Source organism: Thermophagus sp. OGC60D27 (assembly GCF_052400625.1).
Taxonomy (GTDB): domain Bacteria; phylum Bacteroidota; class Bacteroidia; order Bacteroidales; family Marinilabiliaceae; genus Thermophagus.
Window position 1 is genome coordinate 40,535 of the sequence record NZ_JBQTGH010000012.1, and the last position, 21,175, is coordinate 61,709.

13 protein-coding genes are annotated in these 21,175 nt (G+C 40.2%); 10 read left to right on the forward strand and 3 right to left on the reverse strand.

The features are described 5' to 3' along the window. The first annotated feature begins 2 nt into the window (after nucleotides 1-2). From ACT29H_RS14280 to ACT29H_RS14325, 10 genes are all read left to right on the forward strand, one after another. On the forward strand, nucleotides 3-1,898 hold the full coding sequence (locus ACT29H_RS14280) for a RagB/SusD family nutrient uptake outer membrane protein (RefSeq protein WP_444822324.1): 1,896 nt from the start codon (nucleotides 3-5) through the stop codon (nucleotides 1,896-1,898). A gap of 13 nt (nucleotides 1,899-1,911) precedes the next feature. Continuing rightward, on the forward strand, nucleotides 1,912-2,610 hold the full coding sequence (locus tag ACT29H_RS14285) for a DUF3823 domain-containing protein (RefSeq protein ID WP_444822325.1): 699 nt from the start codon (nucleotides 1,912-1,914) through the stop codon (nucleotides 2,608-2,610). Nucleotides 2,611-2,924: 314 nt separating this feature from the next. Beyond that, nucleotides 2,925-3,239 (forward strand): RagB/SusD family nutrient uptake outer membrane protein, encoded by a 315-nt coding sequence (locus ACT29H_RS14290; protein ID WP_444822326.1) that lies wholly within the window; start codon nucleotides 2,925-2,927, stop codon nucleotides 3,237-3,239. Between the two features lie 187 nt (nucleotides 3,240-3,426). Beyond that, nucleotides 3,427-4,407 carry a glycoside hydrolase family 43 protein gene (locus ACT29H_RS14295; protein WP_444822327.1) on the forward strand — a complete coding sequence of 327 codons (981 nt, stop codon included), beginning with the start codon at nucleotides 3,427-3,429 and terminating at the stop codon, nucleotides 4,405-4,407. Nucleotides 4,408-4,409: 2 nt separating this feature from the next. After that, nucleotides 4,410-6,161, forward strand: a complete 1,752-nt coding sequence (locus ACT29H_RS14300) for a sugar-binding protein (protein ID WP_444822328.1) — start codon at nucleotides 4,410-4,412, stop codon at nucleotides 6,159-6,161. Nucleotides 6,162-6,404: 243 nt separating this feature from the next. Next, entirely contained in the window at nucleotides 6,405-8,453 is a 2,049-nt protein-coding gene (locus tag ACT29H_RS14305; protein ID WP_444822329.1) for a hypothetical protein, read from the forward strand. 222 nt (nucleotides 8,454-8,675) lie between these two features. Next, a complete protein-coding gene (locus ACT29H_RS14310) occupies nucleotides 8,676-9,725 on the forward strand; it encodes a family 43 glycosylhydrolase (RefSeq protein WP_444822330.1) in 1,050 nt (349 codons plus the stop codon). Nucleotides 9,726-9,966: 241 nt separating this feature from the next. Continuing rightward, nucleotides 9,967-11,781 (forward strand): glycoside hydrolase family 2 protein, encoded by a 1,815-nt coding sequence (locus tag ACT29H_RS14315; RefSeq protein ID WP_444822331.1) that lies wholly within the window; start codon nucleotides 9,967-9,969, stop codon nucleotides 11,779-11,781. A 362-nt stretch (nucleotides 11,782-12,143) separates the two neighbouring features. Next, complete coding sequence (locus ACT29H_RS14320) at nucleotides 12,144-13,772, forward strand: arylsulfatase (RefSeq protein ID WP_444822332.1); 1,629 nt, start codon at nucleotides 12,144-12,146, stop codon at nucleotides 13,770-13,772. Between the two features lie 265 nt (nucleotides 13,773-14,037). Further along, the gene (locus ACT29H_RS14325; RefSeq protein WP_444822333.1) at nucleotides 14,038-15,024 is read left to right on the forward strand and encodes a glycoside hydrolase family 43 protein; all 987 of its coding nucleotides are present in this window, start codon (nucleotides 14,038-14,040) and stop codon (nucleotides 15,022-15,024) included. 190 nt (nucleotides 15,025-15,214) lie between these two features. Here ACT29H_RS14325 and ACT29H_RS14330 read toward each other — a convergent pair whose 3' ends face one another. From ACT29H_RS14330 to ACT29H_RS14340, 3 genes are read right to left on the reverse strand one after another with little or no spacing between them, the layout of a single operon-like run. After that, nucleotides 15,215-17,596 (reverse strand): GH92 family glycosyl hydrolase, encoded by a 2,382-nt coding sequence (locus ACT29H_RS14330; RefSeq protein WP_444822334.1) that lies wholly within the window; start codon nucleotides 17,594-17,596, stop codon nucleotides 15,215-15,217. Next, complete coding sequence (locus ACT29H_RS14335; protein WP_444822335.1) at nucleotides 17,593-19,929, reverse strand: GH92 family glycosyl hydrolase; 2,337 nt, start codon at nucleotides 19,927-19,929, stop codon at nucleotides 17,593-17,595. The genes ACT29H_RS14330 and ACT29H_RS14335 overlap by 4 nt, the downstream gene beginning before the upstream one ends. Nucleotide 19,930: 1 nt before the next feature. After that, a complete protein-coding gene (locus ACT29H_RS14340; protein ID WP_444822336.1) occupies nucleotides 19,931-21,061 on the reverse strand; it encodes a basic secretory protein-like protein in 1,131 nt (376 codons plus the stop codon). Nucleotides 21,062-21,175 lie beyond the last annotated feature (114 nt).

Below are 21,175 nucleotides of genomic sequence, written 5' to 3' on the forward strand. Positions count from 1 at the left end.
TTATGAATAAATTAATCTATATAATAAGCGTAATCCTTGCTTTAGGATATTGGGGCTGTGATGATGATGCTTTTCTGGATAGGGAACCGAAAGATATTTTGCTTGATGAACAAGTATATTCTGATAATGCCCTGGCTTTGGCAGTACTTGCAGATTTTTATTTCAGATTGCCTGAATTCCAAGGACCGAATAACTGGTGGAATTTTGTTGATTTTGATGAAGGTTTCGGGTCGGCATTCGGTGATTATTGGCGACATAAAAATAATGGATGGGATTTTGGTGAGTGGGGAATGTGGGACTATGGCTTCATACGTGAAATAAATCTGTTTATAGAGAAAGCGATGGAGGCTAATGAAAAGGAATTAACTCAAAAAGCCAGATTTATTGCTGAGGGGCGTTTTATTCGTGCCTGGTTATATTTTGAGATGGTTAAGCGAATGGGTGGTGTCCCATTGATAACAGAGTCCATGACTTATGATTTTAGTGGAGATCCCACCTACCTTCAATATCCAAGGGCTAAAGAGTATGAAATTTATGATTTTATACTGAGTGAGTTAGATGCCATAAAGGGGGATCTGCCTTCAACTGCCGACATTAAATCCCGTGCGACCCAGGGCCTTGTTGATGCCATGAAATCAAGGGTGGCGTTGTATGCCGGATCTATTGCAAAACATGGGGTTAATACACCAAGCGTCTCACTTCCAGGTGGGGAGGTCGGGATTCCTGCTTCCATGGCTGAAGGTTATTATGAAAAGGCATTGAATGCTGCCGAAAAATTGATTAATGACGGTCCATATTCTCTGTATAAGGCAAAAGAAGATTTATCCGAAAATTTTGCAAACATTTTTATAGAAGAAAACAATAATCCAGAAGTTATTTTTGCAAAAGACTTTATGCAGAGTGAAAAAGGGGATGGGAGATCTAATGCTTTCACTCTTGTAAATCAGCCATGGTCCGTTGCAGAGGATCTTGAAGGGGGCCGTTTGAATCCCTCCTTAAACATGGTTCAGTCCTTTGAATTATTGGATAATACTTTTCAGAAATTTCAGACAAAAGATGAATTGGGTAATTGGATATTTTATGAGAAGCCAGAAGATATTTTTGCCAACAGGGATCCAAGATTAAAGGGAACAGTTATGATTCCAGGATCCAAGTTTAAAGGGAAAGATTTGGACATATGGGCCGGATATGCGCTACCTGATGGTACTTTAATTACAGGGGACCAGTTTGGAGAATATGGTGAAGTACCTGGATTAGGAAATGTTCAAGTCGTGGGTATGGATGGACCAATAGATAGATTGGAATTTTCAGCCCAAACAGGATTTTACATTAGAAAACATATGGATCCTGCCACTGGATCTGGACAACGTGGTTTGAAAAGTGAGCAATGGTGGGTTAGGTATCGATTGGCAGAGGTTTATTTGAACGCGGCAGAAGCTGCATTTGAGTTAGGATACAATGATGTTGCCGCAGAATATTTAAATGTTGTTCGTAGAAGGGCAGGATTTACTATTGATTTGACTGAGGATGAAATATCATTTGATCGAATAGTTCATGAAAGGAAAGTGGAGTTGGCCTTCGAAGGTCATCAGCTTTGGGACTACAAACGTTGGAGAATTGCTCATAAAGTCTGGAACGGGGAACCCATTGACCATGTCCCCACTGATCCTGGAAATGCCACTTCTGTTAGTACTCGTGTGTTTGGGCTTTGGCCATACAAATATTACGATCCCGAAAATTCAAATAATCCCAATAATGGAAAATATGTATATAAAGAAATACTCCCAAGTGAGGTTACTGGGGCGGATCGTTTTCAATTAGGTAATTACTATTCCAGAATAGGTGATGATATATTAAATAATAATCCCTTGATTGTTAAGAATCCCAATCATAACTAAAGGAAATTGAATTATGGCAAAAATAAATATTATATTAATTTTGTTTGTGGCTGGTATATTGGCCTGCTGTGAATATGATAACTATGAAGAACCGCATTCCAGATTAAATGGTCATATTGTTTATGAGGGAGAGCCAATTAATGTAGCATACAATGCTTTGTTTTTCCATCTTTACGAGCCAGGATGGCAGCTTTCTTATCCAATTAGAGTAGAAGTTGCTCAGGATGGCTCTTATTCAGCACTCTTATTTGACGGAGAATATAAGCTGATTATCGATTCAAATCAAGGACCATTTAGAAATTTAACCAATCCGGAAACCCAATCCGATACCATTTTGGTTAGTGTCAAAGGGGAGACTGAGTTGGATATTGAAGTCGAACCATATTATATGATTCGTAATGCATCTGTGTCAGTTAGTGGTCAAAAAGTTACAGCAAATTTTGGTCTAGAACAGATTATTAAGGATGAGGATGCAAGAAGCATTGAAGAGGTGTTTTTGTGTGTTCATAAACGGCAGTTTGTAGACAACTTTAACAATCTTTCAAGTGTAGAACTTGAAGGTGTTGATATAGAAGACATGGATTTAATAACTATGTCAATTAATGTACCGGAAATGACACCACCACAGGATTATGCATTTGTCCGTTTGGGTGTAAAGATTTCAGGAGTTGAAGACTTTCTATTCTCCGAAGTTTTTAAAGTTGAATTATAAGAAAGAAACATATTTGCCCGAAGTTTTCCCTTTCGGGCAAATTTTTCTTCTTTATTTATCATAAAGTGTAAAGGCTTTGAAATTTTTTCCCAATTATCATCTGGGACAATTTTCGGAAAGATGAATGAGAAAACGAGTATAATAAATGGTATAGAAAATAATATTATTGAAAATTAAAATTACAAAACGCCATCAAGTGCAAGGAATTTTGTTGATTTATTTTTTTTCTGATATTGATTTTGTATTAAACGCATATCCAAGATAGCCAAGAAAAGAAAACAGACTAGCTGACTGAAAATTGTACCACGGAAGCCGTGGCCATGTTAGACCGAGTCAGAGCTCGTGCCAATATGCCAAAACTTGAAGTGAATCATCTCGAAGCCACACAAACCAAGGAAGCCTTTCTGGAACGGTTGCAAATGGAACGATCTCTTGAGCTGTGCCTCGAAGGACATCGTTGGGCCGATTTGAAACGTTGGGGTTTATTGAAGAGCCAGGAGGATGTTAATAAATTGGCTCAGAGGGATCCTGATTTCGACAATTTCATTGTAGGAAGACATGAATGCCTTCCAATTCCGTCGAGTGAGGTAAATAATAATGAGAATCTCGATCAAAATCCCAATTATTAGGAAAATAGTTGATCTTATTTTGATTATTTATCAAAATATTAGAATGCGGTCGAAAGCATTTTTGGCCGCATTCAAGTATTTTTAATAAATGAAACGAGTATGGCAAGAAAAATTTGCTATAAAAGCAAAGGGATTAATTGAACTATGCGAGTTCATTCGACTAATAACTTAGATAAACTTTATACTGATGAAAATGACAAATCAAATATTTATTTTGCTGATTTTTTTAGGTTTATCATGGGGGAGTTGTTCCGAAAACAAAGATGGAACAACAAGAGATGAGGAAGATATTGTCAAAGTTCCGTTAGGCGATCCATTTATAATGTATTTTGATGGAGTTTACTATGCTTATGGGACTTTTTCCGAGGATGGAATCATTGTCTTTTCATCAACGGACCTTAAAAACTGGGAAATTCCGAAGGAATTGGTAAATGGTTTGGCCCTTCAAAAGTCTGATGTTTGGGGTGATAAATGGTTCTGGGCTCCTGAAGTTTATTCCATAAATGGTAAATTTTATATGTATTATTCAGCAGATGAACATATTTGTGTGGCGACCAGTGATAATCCATGGGGACCGTTTACACAGGAGGAGCAAAAACCGATGATTACCGACGAGAAATGTATTGATAATTCTCTTTTCATTGATGAAGATGGAACGCCCTGGCTTTATTTTGTGCGGTTTAATGATGGGAATAATATATGGGTTGCGGAACTTGAAGAAAACCTGATCGATATAAAACAGGAGACCATGAAACCATGCATTCATGTTTCACAAGAGTGGGAAACTGTTTGGCCGCGTGTAAATGAGGGCCCGTTTGTGATCCGTCACAATGGAATTTATTACATGACTTATTCTGCTAACAGCTATGAGAGTCCCTTTTATGGTGTTGGTTATGCAACTTCACAAAATCCTGAAGGACCTTGGATTAAATATGAAGGAAATCCAATTTTACAAAAGCCGGGGGAATTGGTAGGAGCCGGACACAGTGCTATGTTCCACGATGAAAGTGGAAGTCTAAAAATAGTTTTTCATGCGCACAACAATGAAAAAAGCATTCATCCGCGCCACATGTATGTAAGTACAGTAAGTTTTGAAGACCGCATTGACGGACAGGATGTGATGGTTATTGACTCCAGTTATACAGTGCCTCAACTGAAAACGAATTGAAAATGAATTTGAGTTTTAAATTGTGTTTTATCTGTGCTTTATTGGTGCAATTTCTTGTCTCATGTCAGGGACAGAACCCGGATGGAAACATATCAGAATTTGAAAGAACCATCGGTAGGCCTTTGGATGGTATTCGCATCGCCTGGGATTATAGCTCTATGCAGCGACTGGCACCGCAGGAAGGACGACAGGCGTCGTGGGCGGGCTATCCCAGAATTAGACGATTGAATAATGGATTGTTGATAGCCGTATATGAGACTAATGGTAATGTTGAGATCATAAAGAGTAATGATAATGGATTGACCTGGAGTGCACCGACTATTCTCTTTGCAAAGCACACCAGTTCATCGGTTACGATCAACAAAGCCAATGGTGAACTAATTCAGTTGTCAAACGGCGACCTTGTGGCCGGTTGCAACTATCGCCCTTCGCGTAATGGGGTGGCACCCTTTGCAATAGCCGTGAGTCGGAGTGCCGATTTTGGGGATTCTTGGTCAGAACCTTTAGTCATTTATGAAGCTGGCCAGGATTTTGCGGACGGTTGCTGGGAACCGGTATTTCTAGAGTTGCCGTCAGGTGAATTGCAGGTTTATTTTGCCAATGAGGGACCTTACACCAATTCTGATGAGCAGGAAATAGCGATGTTGAGATCTTTTGATAATGGAAACACATGGAGTAAGGAGACTGTCAAAGTTAGCTTCAGGAAAAACCATCGTGACGGAATGCCTGTCCCTGTAATTGCAGGAGATGAAATTGTGTTGGCTATAGAAGATAATGTTTCGGGGCAATTCAAACCTTACATTCTCAGTACCTCACTGGAAAACCCGTGGGAAATTACGGTAGATGGTGCCTCGCACAACCGTCATGTCGCCCATAATCCCGAATTGTCGAATCATGTATATGCCGGGGCTCCTTATTTAATGCATCTTCCTTCCGGCGAATTGGTACTTTCTTATCAGACAACACGTGGCAGATCTGACGATTGGGAACGTTCTACGATGGAAGTGGCCATTAGAGATTCCGGGAAACTTCAATTTTCAAAAATCACCCAACCCTTCAATGTTCCATTGGATCGTGAAGCCAAATGGAATTCTATTTCTCTTTGGGACAAGAATGGGATTGTTGCAGCATCCAGCACCAACTTTCGAAGTGCAACCAATGAGGTATGGATTATTTTAGGACATATTATCCCTGAACTTGTGGCTGTCAATAGTGATGTTGTTGTTGATGGCCATTTGGACCAGCAAGAGTGGAAAAAAGAGTTTCCCCTTTTTGTCGGACATAAAGGGAATGTCAACGTTCTGGCTGATGTCGCATGGGATGATGATTTTTTGTATTTGGCCGCCTTTGTGAGATATAGAGGTACAGAAAAGTATGGAGGTACCTCGGAAGAGGAAGGAGTAACTTTTTTTGTGGATGCGGGAAATTATTGCCTGATTTCTCCTGATGAAGGTCTATTTAAAGTGTTTTGTAATACCAATGGGCAATCTCATACAAGCAAGGGTGAAAATGGTGAGTGGAAAAATATTGAAATGGAAGGCATCCGTTTAGTTACTCAGAATCTAGCCCAAGAAGGTTATTCTCTGGAACTGGCTATTCCACTTCCTGCCCTGAATTATCACGTTGAAAATGATATGCGGATAAATTTAAAACTCAGTTACCATGATGAGGAAGGTAGGTTAACAGAAGAAAGCGTTGTTCATAGTATTGATAATGCTTCTAACACCTGGTGTAAAGTGCTTCTAACCCCTTAATGAAATGAACATGACAAGAATGTTTACCTAGATCAGAACATCTATAAAGCTATGTCATGTGTTTTCAAGTTAGCCAATGAATTAGAAGGATTTTCTCCAGGAGAAAGATAGAAAGATAGGGCTTGAAAATAAATGCCTGTTGTTTTACAGACAATAATTGATAGAGGAAGGCGTGCTGTGGGAAGAAAGGAGAGGGTTCTTTTTAACATTTTAAATATATTCTAAATTTGACAGTGGACGGTTATGAAGAATAAAAAGTCTTTAAAAAATAAGTTTTTGTTTGGTCTGGTTATCATGGCCATATTCTGTGAAGTGGTCAGTTCTCAAACCATTGATAACATAAGGGCCGAAATAATATTAAAAATGCCAGGAAATCCGGGGGAACATTTTACTTTAAACATTAAAAATGTCAGTAGAGATAATACTATCAGCTATTTAGGTGGAAATGAGTTCCCAATGGTAGTGACCGGAACAATTGAGGAATCGGGGAGTAATATCCATTATAGTATTTCATTGACAGCTTTAGAAAATGTATTCTTTAATTTTAAACAAAGTGTAGCTGCGGGTGGTGCAGTTCATGAAAATTGTCAATTTTTGATGCCAGGATTTTGGTATCGTCACAATCTTCGTTCTCCTCAAGCAGCCCCATCCTTTCACACCAGTGAGAGCTGGTTGGTAAGAGAAGACCGCTTAAGTTCTCCGCTTACGGGGGTATTTGATGAATCCACTGGTCGTTATTTTACAGTATTGAGAACGGATGATTTAAAGACGGTGGCATATACAGCCATTAATTATGGGGAGGTCATTCTTTCGGGAGAGAACGATTTAGGTTTTACCGGTTTTGAGAATCAAGAGGGAAAAACATGGTTGTCTTTTGGATTCCCTTATCGTGAATATCCCAAAACTTATATTCGAAAGTTGACATTGGCCCCTCCGGTTACTTCATTTTATGAATTAAAAAAGGGAGAAACCAAAACGCTGAGTTGGGTGGTAAAAAAGGGTAGGGCCTCTGACTTTTCTGACTTTGTATCACAGGTTTGGACTTCTACTTTTGATTATTTGAAACCACAAGCTGTATCATTATTGTATTCCGAAAATGAGATAAAAAGGACTCTTTCCAACTTCTTTGTGGAGAGCTATGTGGAGAGTGAAGATCTTAATTATTTTTCGGGAATTCATCTACGAACTGATGAGTGTAAAGATATGGGAGGCGCTGAAGTTGGGTTTATTGGGCGGGTTCTTTTAAATGCTTTCTTTGCCCACCAATACGCTATTGAGAATGGCCATTTAGAGGTTGGAAAAATAGCTGCGAAGATATTGAATAGTTACTTGGAAAATGGATTTACCGATTCCGGTTTTTTTAGAGAATCTATTAATTATCATACCCATGAAGAATCTGATGTTTATAGTATTCGTCGACAATCGGAGGGGGTCTATGCGATTCTGAATTATCTGGATTATGAACGGAAACATGGACGAAATCATCCAGGTTGGGAAGGGAGAATGAAAAAACTGTTATCCAATTTTCTTCGCCTTCAAAACGGAGATGGAAGCTTTCCTCGGAAGTTTAAAGATAATTTTGAGTTGATTGATTCGACAGGAGGAAGCACTGCTTCGGCCATTGTTCCTTTGGTTATGGCTTCTAAATATTTTAAGGAAAAAGAGTATTTAAAAAGAGCTGAAAAGGCAGGAAAATATCTGGAATCAGAGGTAATCCATAAATCTGATTACTTTTCTTCTACGTTAGATGCTTATTGTGAGGATAAGGAGGCCTCACTTTATGCATCGACGGCTATGTATTATTTGGCATTGGCTTCATCAGGCAAGAAACATGTCCATTATACCTTGTTGGCCAGAAAAGCAGCTTATTTTGCTTTGTCTTGGTATTTTTTGTGGGATGTACCGTTTGCACAGGGTCAAATGCTGGGCGATATCGGTTTGAAAACCCGTGGATGGGGTAACGTATCTGTAGAAAATAATCATATCGATGTATTCATCTTTGAGTTTGTAGATGTATTGAATTTTCTGTCAAAAGAAACGGCAGAGAAACGATTTTCAGAATTTGCAGATGTTATAAAGACCTCAATGTTCCAGCTATTACCTTATCCGGGCCACATGTGTGGAATAGCAAAAACCGGATATTACCCTGAAGTGGTTCAACACACCAATTGGGATTACGGGAAAAACGGCAAGGGATTTTACAACGATATATTTGCTCCCGGTTGGACTGTTGCGTCGTTGTGGGAAATGTTAACGCCTGGAAATGCGATTGAGTTTATGAAATCATATTGAAAGTTTTATGATTGGCTTCAAAAAGAGTGTGTCGATGGATAGGTAGGGATTAATGCTCTTCCCTCCAATGTGAAGCAAAAAGGGATAGGTTTGATGAATGAAGTTAAAGGTCTGTAGTAAAAATTTGTGAGGCATTGGGATACATAGATTCATGTGAATTATTTCAGTTGTTTCATTGGAAATATATGTAAGTGTTTGAATAATAATAAAAATTGGATAATTATGTTCAAGTTAAAAATTTTGCACCCCGCCATTTTATGCTTTTTGATCACAATGGTCATATTTGCTGGATGCAGTTGTAATAGGAATGAAACCTCTGAAACTTCAGTTAAAAAAGAAAAACAGGATGATGGATATGTTAATCCTGTGATAAACAGGAGTTTGCCAGATCCTTCCTTGGTGAAGGGAGAAAATGGGTTCTTTTATCTATTTGCGACAGAAGACATTCGTAACATTCCGATACATCGATCTCAAAATCTTGTTGACTGGGAGTTTGTTGGCACCGCATTTACGAATGGAACACGTCCGGATTTTGAACCCAACGGAGGTTTATGGGCTCCTGATATCAATTTTATAGACGGACGTTATCTGCTGTATTATTCCATGTCTGTGTGGGGAGGAGAGTGGACCTGTGGTATTGGTGTTGCTACCAGTAATAAGCCAGATGGTCCATATTTTGATCATGGCAAACTTTTTAGAAGTAATGAGATTGATGTTCAAAATTCCATTGATCCTTTTTATATTGAGGATGAGGGGAAAAATTATCTTTTCTGGGGTAGTTTTCGGGGAATTTATGCCATTGAGCTTTCTGAGGATGGATTAAGTCTAAAACCGGAGGCTGAGAAACAACAGGTGGCCGGAACGGCATATGAAGGAACTTACATTCACAAAAGAGACGGATATTATTATTTGTTTGCTTCCATTGGTTCTTGTTGCGAAGGTGTAAATAGTACTTATACCACCGTTGTTGGGCGTTCTGATAATTTATTTGGTCCATATCTTGATAAGGAGGGAAACAGCATGATGGCCAATCATCATGAGGTATTAATTAGTGCGAACAGTCGTTTTGTTGGAACAGGCCACAATTCCGAGATCGTACAGGATGATGAAGGTTCGGATTGGGTCTTTTATCATGCAGTAGATAAAAATAATCCTCAAGGTAGGGTATTGATGCTTCAACGAATTATTTGGGAAGATGGGTGGCCTAAATTAATAATGGAAGGGACACCCGGCGTCACTCCTCAAGCTAGGCCAATATTTAGCAGGGATTAGGTATTCAAAAATTCCTGAATGACTTAAATTTTTTCGCTATAAAATATGTCATTGGATTGGTGGAACGCACATGAGATGTATTATATAATCATCTTTTCCGAAAAAATAGGGAAGGCTCGGGATCAGTTGTGACCATTCAATGGTAAATGTTTGGGATTGATGAGTCAAAGGTGTTCGACTCTAGACTGGGAGGAAGGTTTGATACTTTAAAATAATTTTTAATCAAATAAACTAACAGGATATGTATAAAAAAGTACCATTACTTATTGCATTGGTTTGGGCTTTCGGAACATTGGTTCAGGCTCAGTGGAAATCGGTAGGAGATAATATTAAAACTTCCTGGGCAACTGAAATTGACCCTGAAAACGTTTGGCCCGAATATCCACGTCCCATCATGGAACGCAGTCAATGGAAAAATTTAAATGGATTGTGGGAATATGCGATAACCCCAAAGGAGAGTCATCAACCCCAAAATTTTGAAGGACAAATTTTGGTTCCCTTCGCGGTGGAATCTAGTTTAAGTGGAGTGCAAAAAAGAGTAGGGGAAGATAATGTTTTATGGTACAAACGAACATTTAAAATTCCGCGAGATTGGAAGAGGAAAAGGATCCTTTTACATTTTGGAGCAGTTGATTGGAGTGCTGAAGTTTGGATCAACGATGTAAAGATTGGAATGCACGAAGGAGGATATACACCATTTACTTTTGAGATTACTCCTTTTCTAAAGGCGGAAAGACAGGAGTTAATGGTAAGAGTTTGGGACCCTTCCGATAAAGGGCCACAACCCCGAGGAAAGCAAGTGTCTAAGCCTGGGGGGATTTGGTACACGCCTGTAACAGGAATCTGGCAAACGGTTTGGATGGAACCTGTTGGGGAAAAATATATTGAAAAGATTCGTACTACCTCGGATATTGATAATAATAAGGTGAAAGTAAAGGCGTTGGTTGCCGGAAGCAGTTATGGTGATGTAATCGAAGTTCGTGTAAAGGAAGATGGAAAGGTGATCAAGACAGTTCGAGCCAGTGTCCCCAATCCAGTAGAAATAAAATTGGAAAATCCAAAACTTTGGAGTCCCGAATCGCCATTTCTATATGACATGGAGGTTGTACTTTTAAATAAGGCAGAACAACTGGATAGGGTGAAAAGTTATTTTGCCATGCGAAAAGTTTCCATGGGAAGAGATAAAAAGGGAATAATGCGGATTCAACTCAATAACAAGAACTATTTCCATTTGGGGACTCTTGATCAAGGATGGTGGCCGGATGGCTTATATACCGCACCTTCCGATGAAGCGCTTCAATATGATATCCAAAAGACCAAAGATTTGGGATTTAATATGATCCGCAAGCATGTAAAAGTTGAACCGGCTCGTTGGTACACCCATTGCGACCGATTAGGAATATTGGTTTGGCAAGATATGCCAAATGGTGATGCCGGACCTGGTTGGCAGAACAAGACTTACTTTAAAGGTTGGGAGAATCAGCGAAGCCCTCATTCAGAACAAATTTTCCGAAAGGAATGGAAAGAGATCATAGATTATCTTTATTCTTATCCAAGTATAGCGGTCTGGGTTCCCTTTAATGAAAGCTGGGGACAGTTTAAAACTATTGAAATAGCAGAATGGACCAAACAATATGATCCTTCACGTTTGGTAAACCCGGCCAGTGGCGGCAATCATTTTCAGACCGGTGATATTCTGGATCTTCATAATTACCCTGAACCAGACTTGTATCTTTATGATGCGCAAAGGGCCACGGTGCTTGGTGAATATGGTGGCATTGGCTTGCCTCTAAAAGGTCATTTATGGGCAAAAGATCGAAATTGGGGATATGTTCAGTTTAAATCAATCAAGGAAGTAACCAACGAATATATCAGATATGCCCAAAAACTTAAAGAATTGGTTAAGGCTGGTTTTTCTGCTGCTGTTTATACCCAGATTACGGACGTGGAAGTCGAAGTCAACGGCCTGATAACCTATGACCGGAAAGTTGTTAAAATAGAGGAGCCAAGAATACAAAAAATTAATCAGGAGGTAATTAGTGTGGTTGGTGATTAGAGAGGGGTTAATAGAAATTCGTAAATATATGGCTCAGAAAGAAAAGAGAGAAAGGATCTGATAATATAGTTACTTTGTATTAATAAACAGAGTTTATTTGTCTGAAAGTGAAATCAATAAGCATGGGGTTTGCCCCATGCTTGTTTCTGAATACTTTTGGAAGAAATGATTTAATGTTTTTGGTCGATGGTTAAAAGCGCTCATTATGGAAATGATTTAGTAATCTACATGGTTTTAACTCGATTTTTGAAGGGGTAAATCGACTGGAACAACCTTTTTAGCCTGTCCATAAGATCTTAATGGGTTATAATTTAGTTTTCTTTGAATTAAGAGGGTGAAATTAAGAGAGAAAGAATAACAATATGTATAGGATATTATTTTTATTTTGTTTGACGGGAGGTTTTCTGTCTGGATGTTCTTTTTTAGCCGGCGAACCAAGGGAAGAAAGGCCCAACATTCTGATTATGATGGTGGATGACATGGGGTATTCCGATTTGGGATGTTATGGAGGAGAGATTCATACCCCCAATATTGATCAATTGGCCAGCCAGGGTATTCGTTTTACGCAAATGCATAATACTGCCAGGTGTTGCCCTTCACGAGCTTCCTTATTGACTGGCCACTATCCGCATCGGGCAGGTATTAACGGCATGGGGGTTAATTTGAGCATGAATACCGCAACTATTGCTGAAGTGCTAAAGGAAAAGGGTTATCATACCGGCATGACTGGAAAGTGGCATCTGTCTGAAACCAAACCGTTAGATGACCCCACAGAACAGTTACGATGGTTGGCCCATCGGGTGGATTACGGATCCTTTTCCCCGTTAGAGAATTATCCATGTAACCGTGGCTTTGATGAACATTGGGGTGTCATTTGGGGAGTGGTCAATTATTTTGATCCTTTTAGTTTGGTTCACAATGAGAAACCCATAAAAGAGGTTCCTGAAGATTTTTACATGACTGATTTTATAACTGAAAAATCCATTGGGCTCATTGATTCTTATAGCAAAGATGATAAACCTTTCTTTTTGTATGTTGCCCATACAGCCCCTCACTGGCCCTTGCATGCCCTTCCAGAGGATATAGAAAAATACAAGGATACATACAAAGAGGGGTGGGATGTTATGCGGGAGAAACGATATCAGCGAATGGTGAAAATGGGAATTATAAACAGGGAGACCTATCCCTTGCCTGCTAATTCGTCAGGAAAACGTTGGGAAGATTGTGAGGAAAAAGACTACGAGGCCGCATGTATGGCTGTTCATGCCGCCATGATCGACCGGGTGGACCAGGGAGTTGGCAGGATTATTCAAAAATTAAAGGAAACAGGTCAATATGAGAATACTATTATTATGATCCTTTCAGACAATGGGGCTTCCTATGAAAGAGGTTATCCTCCCGGATTCGATCGTCCTGGTTTCACGCGGGATTCCGTCATGATTGAATACAATGCCCACCATCCTGGAAGAGAAACCACCTGGAATTATATTGGTGATGCCTGGGCCAGTGCTTCCAACACCCCGTTTCGTTACTGGAAAATGGAGTCGTATGAAGGGGGTACCGCAACCCCCTTTATCATTCACTGGCAAGCCGGATTAAAGGGCAAAGAAAACAGCATCAATCACGTGGTTGCACATATTATGGATATTCTTCCTACCTGTTTGGACGTTACTGGTACTAAATTTCCGGAATATGTCAATGGGAGGAAGGTGATTCCTCCCGTTGGGAAAAGTTTAATCCCCTTAATTAGGGATGAAAATGTTTCTCTTCATGATACTTTATACTGGGAGCATCAAGGTGGGAGAGCCATTCGCACTGCCATGTGGAAGATGTCGGCTCTCCCTGGCAAACAATGGGAGTTGTTTCGGATAACTGAAGATCACACGGAGACCAGGGATCTGGCAGATCAATATCCCGAGAAAGTGAAAGAACTGGAAAGAGCATGGGAAAAGTGGGCTGTCAATGTTGGAATTGATTTCCGAAAGAATTAAATTTCTGTTGCATTGACCTAATAAACTCAAATTAGTTATCCGTGTGATAACTTTTCTTAATAAGGGGAAATTTATAAAGGTTTCTATTGTTCTTCCCTATCAAATTGATTTAAATCATAGGCCGGATGGAACTCGCATGACCATAAATTTATTCATGTTCTTATTGGAACAATCATTGTTGGGCAAGCACGTTTTATCCCTTTATTTAGTCGGTTGGATCCATATAGAAACCGGTAAAAGCTGAATTGTAAATAACTATTTAATTATGAGTAAGATTCTGTTTGTAATGTCATTTGTCTTTATTGTTTATGGCTGTAAAATGCAGAGAAAAGCGTCGACTGGCAGGTATTCATCTAATCCTGTATTTGAGGGATGGTATGCCGATCCGGAAGCCATTATTTATGATGAAAAATACTGGATTTTTCCGACATACTCTGATGTGTATGAAAAACAGGTTTTTTTCGATTGTTTCTCATCGCCCGATCTGGTGAATTGGACCCGGCATCATCGAATTCTAGATACGACGGAAGTAACCTGGGCGAAACGTGCCATGTGGGCACCTGGTGTAATTCGGAAGGATGGAAAATATTATTTATTCTTTGCAGCCAATGACGTCCATGAAGGAGAAGTAGGTGGCATTGGGGTTGCTGTAAGTGATCAACCTCAAGGACCCTACAAAGATTTGCTTGGAAAGCCTTTGATTAATGTAATTGTTAACGGGGCGCAACCTATTGATCAATTTATCTTTAAAGATGATGACAATACCTATTATATGTATTATGGGGGGTGGGGACATTGTAACGTTGTAAAACTCAATGAGGATTTTACCGGGTTGGAACCTCTTTCGACCGGAGAATGGTATAAAGAAGTGACACCCGAAGGATATGTGGAAGGCCCATGTATGCTTAAAAAAGATGGGAAATACTATTTTATGTGGTCGGAGGGCGGATGGGGAGGTCCCCATTACAGAGTAGCCTATGCGATTTCCGATAACCCGATGGGGCCGTTTAAACGCATAGGAATTATATTGGAACAAGACCCTGAGGTAGCGACAGGAGCTGGACATCATTCTGTCCTGCATAAGCCGGGCAGTGATGACTGGTATATCGTTTATCATCGTCGGCCTTTGCCTGAAACCGATCAGAATCATCGGGTTACTTGTATTGATAAAATGGTTTTTGATAAGGATGGGCATATAAAACCGGTAATAATAACTTTTAAGGGAGTGAAAGCTAATTCTTTAAGGAGGTAGTGGTGTTTTGTCAACCCTGCTGATTTTATATAGAAGCGAGAGAACGGTTTAAGAGTAATACTTCGGCATGTGGGAGTGCGTTAAATAGGTTTTTTATATTGGGGAAAAGTGATGTTAATAAGTTCTTCAAAGAAACTGGATTTATAAGGTGTAGTTATCTTTTCCGGAAATATATATTTATGAATATGATTTATTGGAAAGGCGTATCTATCCGTCCGGAAAGGCCGATTGATAGTTGATATTTCATGGTTTGATCGGGAAGAGATATTGAAGGTGGAACAGACTCTTTATCCGTTGCCCAGTTTTGATTAGGTTTTGGTCCGAGAACAAACTTAATTTCTGCACCTTTCGAAAGCTGGTCGAAGGTCAAATAGCTTTTATTGTAGCGCTTTCCGTTGAGAAACATTTTTTGGATAAAACAATTTTCTTTTGAATAATTATCGGTAGTTACTTTTATGGATTTGCCATTTCCTAATTTCATTTCGATGGCTTCCAGTCCCGGAGATCCGATGGTGTAAATATTGGAAGAAGGACAGATCGGGTAAAACCCCATGGCATTGAAGATATACCAGGCCGACATCTGCCCGCAGTCATCGTTTCCGCTAAGAGAAGCCGGTTGATCACCGTAGAATGTTTCCAGAATATACCTTATTTTTTCCTGTGCTTTCCATGGTTGTCCGGCATAATTGTATAAATACAGGATCTGATGACAGGGTTCATTGCCATGCCAATAGCCACCGATACGTCCGTGAATGTCATGGGCTCCTGGAATGTTGTCCGGAAGATTCATGGAGAATAAGGAATCGAGTTTGGCAATCCACACACTTTCCCCGCCCATAAGATTCATGTACCCCTTTACATCGTGGGGGACGAACCAAGTATATTGATAAGTGAATCCCTCGGTAATATCTCCCCATCCATTCTCCGATCCAGGACCTGTGTAAGCAACAGGGTTGAATGGGACGCGCCAGTTGCCATTTGAATCTCGTCCTCTCATAAACTTACTCTCCGGATCGATCAGATTCTGATAAGCCAGCGCCCGGTTCAGGAAGTATTGATAATCGTCTGTTTTGCCTAGCTTTTTGGCGGCCTGGGCAATACAATAATCATCGTAAGCATATTCCAATGTTTTGGATACCGATTCTTTTTCTTTATCGAAAGGCACCCATCCTTTACTGATATAATCGGGCAGGCAGTCATAGTTTGGATTCATGGCTGTTTTACGGATGGCCATATAAGCTCGATTGTGGTCAAAGCCTTTAACATCTTTGACAATGGCATCGGCGATAACCGATACGGCGTGGTAACCTATCATGCACCATGTTTCATTTCCATAAAACGACCATATTGGCAACATGGCTTCTGCACTTTGGTCGAAATGCGCTAACATTGAGTTGATCATGTCGGCATTGCGTTGCGGATGCAATAAATTGAGTAAGGGGTGATGCGCACGAAAGGTGTCCCACAGTGAGAAAACGGTGTAGTTGGTAAAGTCGGTTTTTGAGTGGATATTGGAATCATGACCGCGATATTTACCGTCGATGTCTTCATAGATAAAAGGATGGAGAGAAGCATGATAGACGGAGGTATAAAAGGTACGCTTTTGTTGTTCCGAGCCTTTGATCTTAAAACGGGATAATTCCTTGGCCCATTTTTTTTCACCCTTTTGTTTTAGGCTTTCGAAGTTTTCCTGATCCAACTCTTTCAGGTTCTTAAATGCTCCGTCGGTTCCGGTAGAGGATATGGCCACTTTAACTTCAATGCTTTCACCTTTAGATAGATCAAAATCCATCCAACCCATAAGGTGATTTCCATAAGCAATACGGTCACTCCTAAATCGTTTGGTGTTGTAAATCACCGGTTTTCCTTGTTGCATTATGCCCGATTTAAGAAAAGGTTTTGAAAAACGAGCGGCGAAATAGACGTATCTTTCCGGTCCCCATCCATCGATGAGTTTAAACCCGCTGATGGTAGAGTCATTAACAAACCGGAACTGTGACCAGGCGGTTTTAAACCATAAAACATGGTCCATATCAATCATGACAAAGGCGCTGTCGGTTTCCGGGAAAGTGAACCTAAAGATTCCTGCATGAAGGCCTGAAGTCATTTCTGCTTTTACAGAATAGTCGGACAATATCACACCATAGTAGTTGGGGGAAGCCCATTCCTTATCATGAGAGAATCTGGACCGATACCCCATATCTGGATTTTCATGTGTGCCGGGGATGAATTTTTTTGTCCCGGTGCCGGGAATAAAAAGAAAATCGCCCAAATCGGGAATGCCGGTACCGCTAAGGTGCGTATGGCTAAAGCCCAACATGGTTTGATGGTCATATTTATAACCGGAAGCAGCATCGTAGAAATCCCGGTCAGTATCTGGACTAATCTGAATACCACCGAAAGGAATCTGAGATCCGGGATAAACATTTCCATAACCGGATGTTCCGATAAACGGGTCAACATATTTGTTCAGGGTGAGGTCATCGTTGCCTTCATTAGAGGATGATTGAGGCCCGGAACAGGCTATCCAAAAAAGTCCTGACACAAAACATATTTGGAGTATATTTTTCATTTTTCGCTGGTTAAAGAATATGGTTTATGGGAATTTTTTAAAACTCTTTTTTTATTAGGAGAGGGAGACATATTGAAAACTAATGTGGCACCATCTTTTATGTCGTCATAAGAGATATACGCTTTTTTATAAGGTTTACCGTTGAGCAGAATTGAATGGATATAGGGTCTTTGATTGCTCACCTTATCTGCTTTGATGCTGAGGTATTTCCCATTTCCTAAATGGACTTTAATGTAGGGCAGATAGGGTGCACCAATAACAAATTGATTGGTGCCCGGACATACCGGATAGAAGCCCATGGCCGAGAATATGTACCAAGCAGACATTTGGCCACAATCATCATTCCCGCATAATCCATCAATACTATTCCGATACATATGGTTCATAATCTCCCTAATTCGGATTTGACTTTTCCATGGTTGTGAGGTCCAGGCATATAAATATGGAATATGATGCGAAGGCTCATTGCCATGAACATAATTCCCCATGATCCCCTCCTGGGTGACATCTTCCGTGGCACTGTAAAATTCATTGGGAAGATGCATGGTGAAAAGTGAATCCAGTCTTGAAATGAATGGCAAATCTCCTCCCATTTCATTCATTAACCCCAATACATCGTGGGGAACATAAAAAGAATAGTTCCATGAGTTGCCTTCAATAAAACCTTGTCCGTGGGTGTCAAGGAGATTAACCTTTTCAACCCACTTCCCGTTACTTAATTTGCCGGTCACAAACTTGACCTTAGGGTTGAAGAGATGTTGATAGTTTTGCGCTCTGGATTTATATTGCTGTTTTAGTGAATCGTTATTTAATAGTTTGGCAGTGTGGTATATGGCCCAGTCATCATAAGCATATTCCAAAGTGATAGAGTTTCCGTATGGATGTTTATCAACCGGAACATAACCGAGCTTCTTGTATTCTGAAATACCATCGTAATAAGGAATATTTGAGCTGGCATACATGGCTTGCAGGATCGAAGCGGAGTCTAAACCGACACCTTTGGTGAGTGCATCTGCCAATATGGATACCGAATGATATCCGATCATGCACCAATTTTCATTTCCCATATGGGACCAAACAGGTAAAGAGTGGTGTACACTTTGTCGGTAGTGAGCCAACATGGAATTTACCATCTCTTTACTTCGCTGACGTTGTATAAGGTTAAATAAAGGGTGAAGGGCTCTATAGGTATCCCAGACGGAAAAGATGGAATAATTGGTAAAATCATCCGCCTTGTGAATGTTGTGGTCAATTCCTCGGTATTGTCCATCCACATCCATATAAATTGAAGGATTAATCATGGTATGATATAAGGATGTGTAAAACATGACCTTTTGGTCGTCAGTTCCTTCAATATCTATGACGCTAAGTTCTTTATTCCATTTTTGTTGCGTTTGATTGACAATTTGTTCGAATGATTTTCCGGAAGTTTCGGCCATCAGGTTTTTCATGGCTCCGATAGTACTGACCGAAGATAATGCCAATCTCACTTCGATTTCCGTAGCTTCTTGCTCGAATTCAAAAAAAGAGACAATTTGTTTTCCGCCTATTTCAGGGAAATTGCGCGACATGTCAAATTTTCTCCAAAATCCGGAGTACGCCGGTTTTTTATGGTCGATGTAACCATAGTTTTTGATCGGCTTGGAAAAGGAAGCTGCAAAATAGATGTAATGAACCCGAGCCCATCCATTGGTGATGCGATAGCCGGTTATGAGGGTGTCGTTTTCAACGCGAAGGTTGGCCCAAAGAACTTTGCCGTCATAATTGTAAATGCCATGAGACAGATCCAAAATAATTCTTTTTTCTATTTCTGAGGGGAAAGTGTATTTGTGGATGCCGGTACGTTCCGTCGCTGTAAGCTGGGCTTTAATGTCATATTCCTCTAATTTGACTTCGTAATATCCCGGTTTGGCTATTTCCGTCTCATGAGAGAATGTTGACCGGTAACCATTTTGTGGATTCGTGGATGTGCCGGGGTTTAGTTTTAATGGACCGCTAGTCGGCATGACCAAAAAATCGCCTAAATCGGAATGACCGGTTCCGCTAAAATGGGTATGGCTGAAACCTACAATGGTAGGGTCGCTATATTGGTATCCGGCACAATATTTATAAACGTCTTTTTGATAACGCCCATTGATGTTGTGGGGGATTGTATCGGTATCGGGGCTCAACTGTACCATTCCAAAAGGCGCGCAGGCTCCCGGGAAGGTATGTCCCATCTTATGGGTGCCGATTAATGGGTTTACATATGAAACCAAATCCTGTCCAACAACATTTATTGAACCCATAATTCCACTTAATAGTATTGCAGTGATTCTGGGAAGGAGTCTCATTTTAGTTGTTTTTTGTTTGTAAAAATTGCTGGTATTCGTCCCATAAAGGTTGGATGCCGGCTTGTGGACCAAAAATATGTTGCATGGCCTTATCAAAACTCCATACTTGGAGGTCACAGACAGAACGATGAAATTTTCGGATAGCATCCGGATCTTTGGTGGTGAGCCAATGCAGGAAGAACCCGGTTGTTCTATAGCCATCAAGCCAGTTTCCCCCGGGTTTTCGGAGTTGGTCAATATCAAAAAATCCGGCCTCTGTTCGAACTGCATCCGCCAATCCTTCAATGCAAGCCCAGAATTCCTTATTGGTAGAATAGGTCCCAATTCCTTTGGGTTCGTACTGATAGGCGTGTGTTAATTCATGGAAGAGGACCCCACGTGTTTCATTGTTTAATTGGAAGAGCGATTCGCGCGCCGCTGTTTCTACATGTCTGGTGCTGAATACGATGGATATTTCAGGGGATTGGCCACTCTTGGCCGAAATGCCATTGTAATTTTTTAGGGTATATCGTATCTTGTTTACTTTGTTTATATCGTCATTATCAGAGAAATAAAGAATTTCCGCTACTTTTTGAGCATGATATTGTATAAATTCTTCCGGCATCTGGACAAGTGATTGATAAATTTTTGCACCCTCAGTCTGTTGGTCCGTTATTTGAAAATCTACCTGAGGATAAGAAAAATGGCTCCATTTATCGAGTTTATTGTGGTCAAAAAGGAGTATTTCAGCAATTTTCAAAGAGTCGTTATTGTTCGTGCTGGCTTCCAGTAAATAATGGCTATATCTAGCAGGTCTTTGAATGACAAAAAGTTTTTCCTGATACCGCGCACAAAATGTTTGATGGTCTCTTTTATCAATGGTTTCCCAGTGTTTGCCGTCCTTGCTTCCCTTTAATTCCCAGGCGTAAGGATCGTGTTGGGGAGAACTGCCGGAGGAAAAGATGCTGTAGCATTTGACCGGAGATTGATTTTGGCGGTGAAAAAACAGTCTGTTTATACCTTTGCTGCCATTAAAACAGGTTTCTATATTATGGTCAACGAGTTCATCGGGTGTATTGGTGATAAAATTTCCTGAATAAGTGCAGGCCGCCAGAAAAAGTGTGCAAAAAGCCAGTGGTAGTTGATGTTTCATGGTTTGGAGTGTTTTATCAATGCAAAAATGTGTTTGTTTAGCGCTATAAAGCTGTTTTTAAATAGAGTGTTCCGATGTCCCCAGATTTTCCGGAAAGAACGCCACACAAATTAT

Excerpts from the sequence above, each read along its gene's own strand:
- ACT29H_RS14320 (WP_444822332.1), top strand. The coding sequence starts at position 12,144 with ATGTATAGGATATTATTTTTATTTTGTTTGACGGGAGGTTTTCTGTCT.
- ACT29H_RS14330 (WP_444822334.1), bottom strand. The coding sequence starts at position 17,596 with ATGAAAAATATACTCCAAATATGTTTTGTGTCAGGACTTTTTTGGATA.
- ACT29H_RS14325 (WP_444822333.1), top strand. The coding sequence starts at position 14,038 with ATGAGTAAGATTCTGTTTGTAATGTCATTTGTCTTTATTGTTTATGGC.
- ACT29H_RS14335 (WP_444822335.1), bottom strand. The coding sequence starts at position 19,929 with ATGAGACTCCTTCCCAGAATCACTGCAATACTATTAAGTGGAATTATG.
- ACT29H_RS14300 (WP_444822328.1), top strand. The coding sequence starts at position 4,410 with ATGAATTTGAGTTTTAAATTGTGTTTTATCTGTGCTTTATTGGTGCAA.
- ACT29H_RS14285 (WP_444822325.1), top strand. The coding sequence starts at position 1,912 with ATGGCAAAAATAAATATTATATTAATTTTGTTTGTGGCTGGTATATTG.
- ACT29H_RS14315 (WP_444822331.1), top strand. The coding sequence starts at position 9,967 with ATGTATAAAAAAGTACCATTACTTATTGCATTGGTTTGGGCTTTCGGA.
- ACT29H_RS14280 (WP_444822324.1), top strand. The coding sequence starts at position 3 with ATGAATAAATTAATCTATATAATAAGCGTAATCCTTGCTTTAGGATAT.
- ACT29H_RS14310 (WP_444822330.1), top strand. The coding sequence starts at position 8,676 with ATGTTCAAGTTAAAAATTTTGCACCCCGCCATTTTATGCTTTTTGATC.
- ACT29H_RS14305 (WP_444822329.1), top strand. The coding sequence starts at position 6,405 with ATGAAGAATAAAAAGTCTTTAAAAAATAAGTTTTTGTTTGGTCTGGTT.
- ACT29H_RS14295 (WP_444822327.1), top strand. The coding sequence starts at position 3,427 with ATGAAAATGACAAATCAAATATTTATTTTGCTGATTTTTTTAGGTTTA.
- ACT29H_RS14340 (WP_444822336.1), bottom strand. The coding sequence starts at position 21,061 with ATGAAACATCAACTACCACTGGCTTTTTGCACACTTTTTCTGGCGGCC.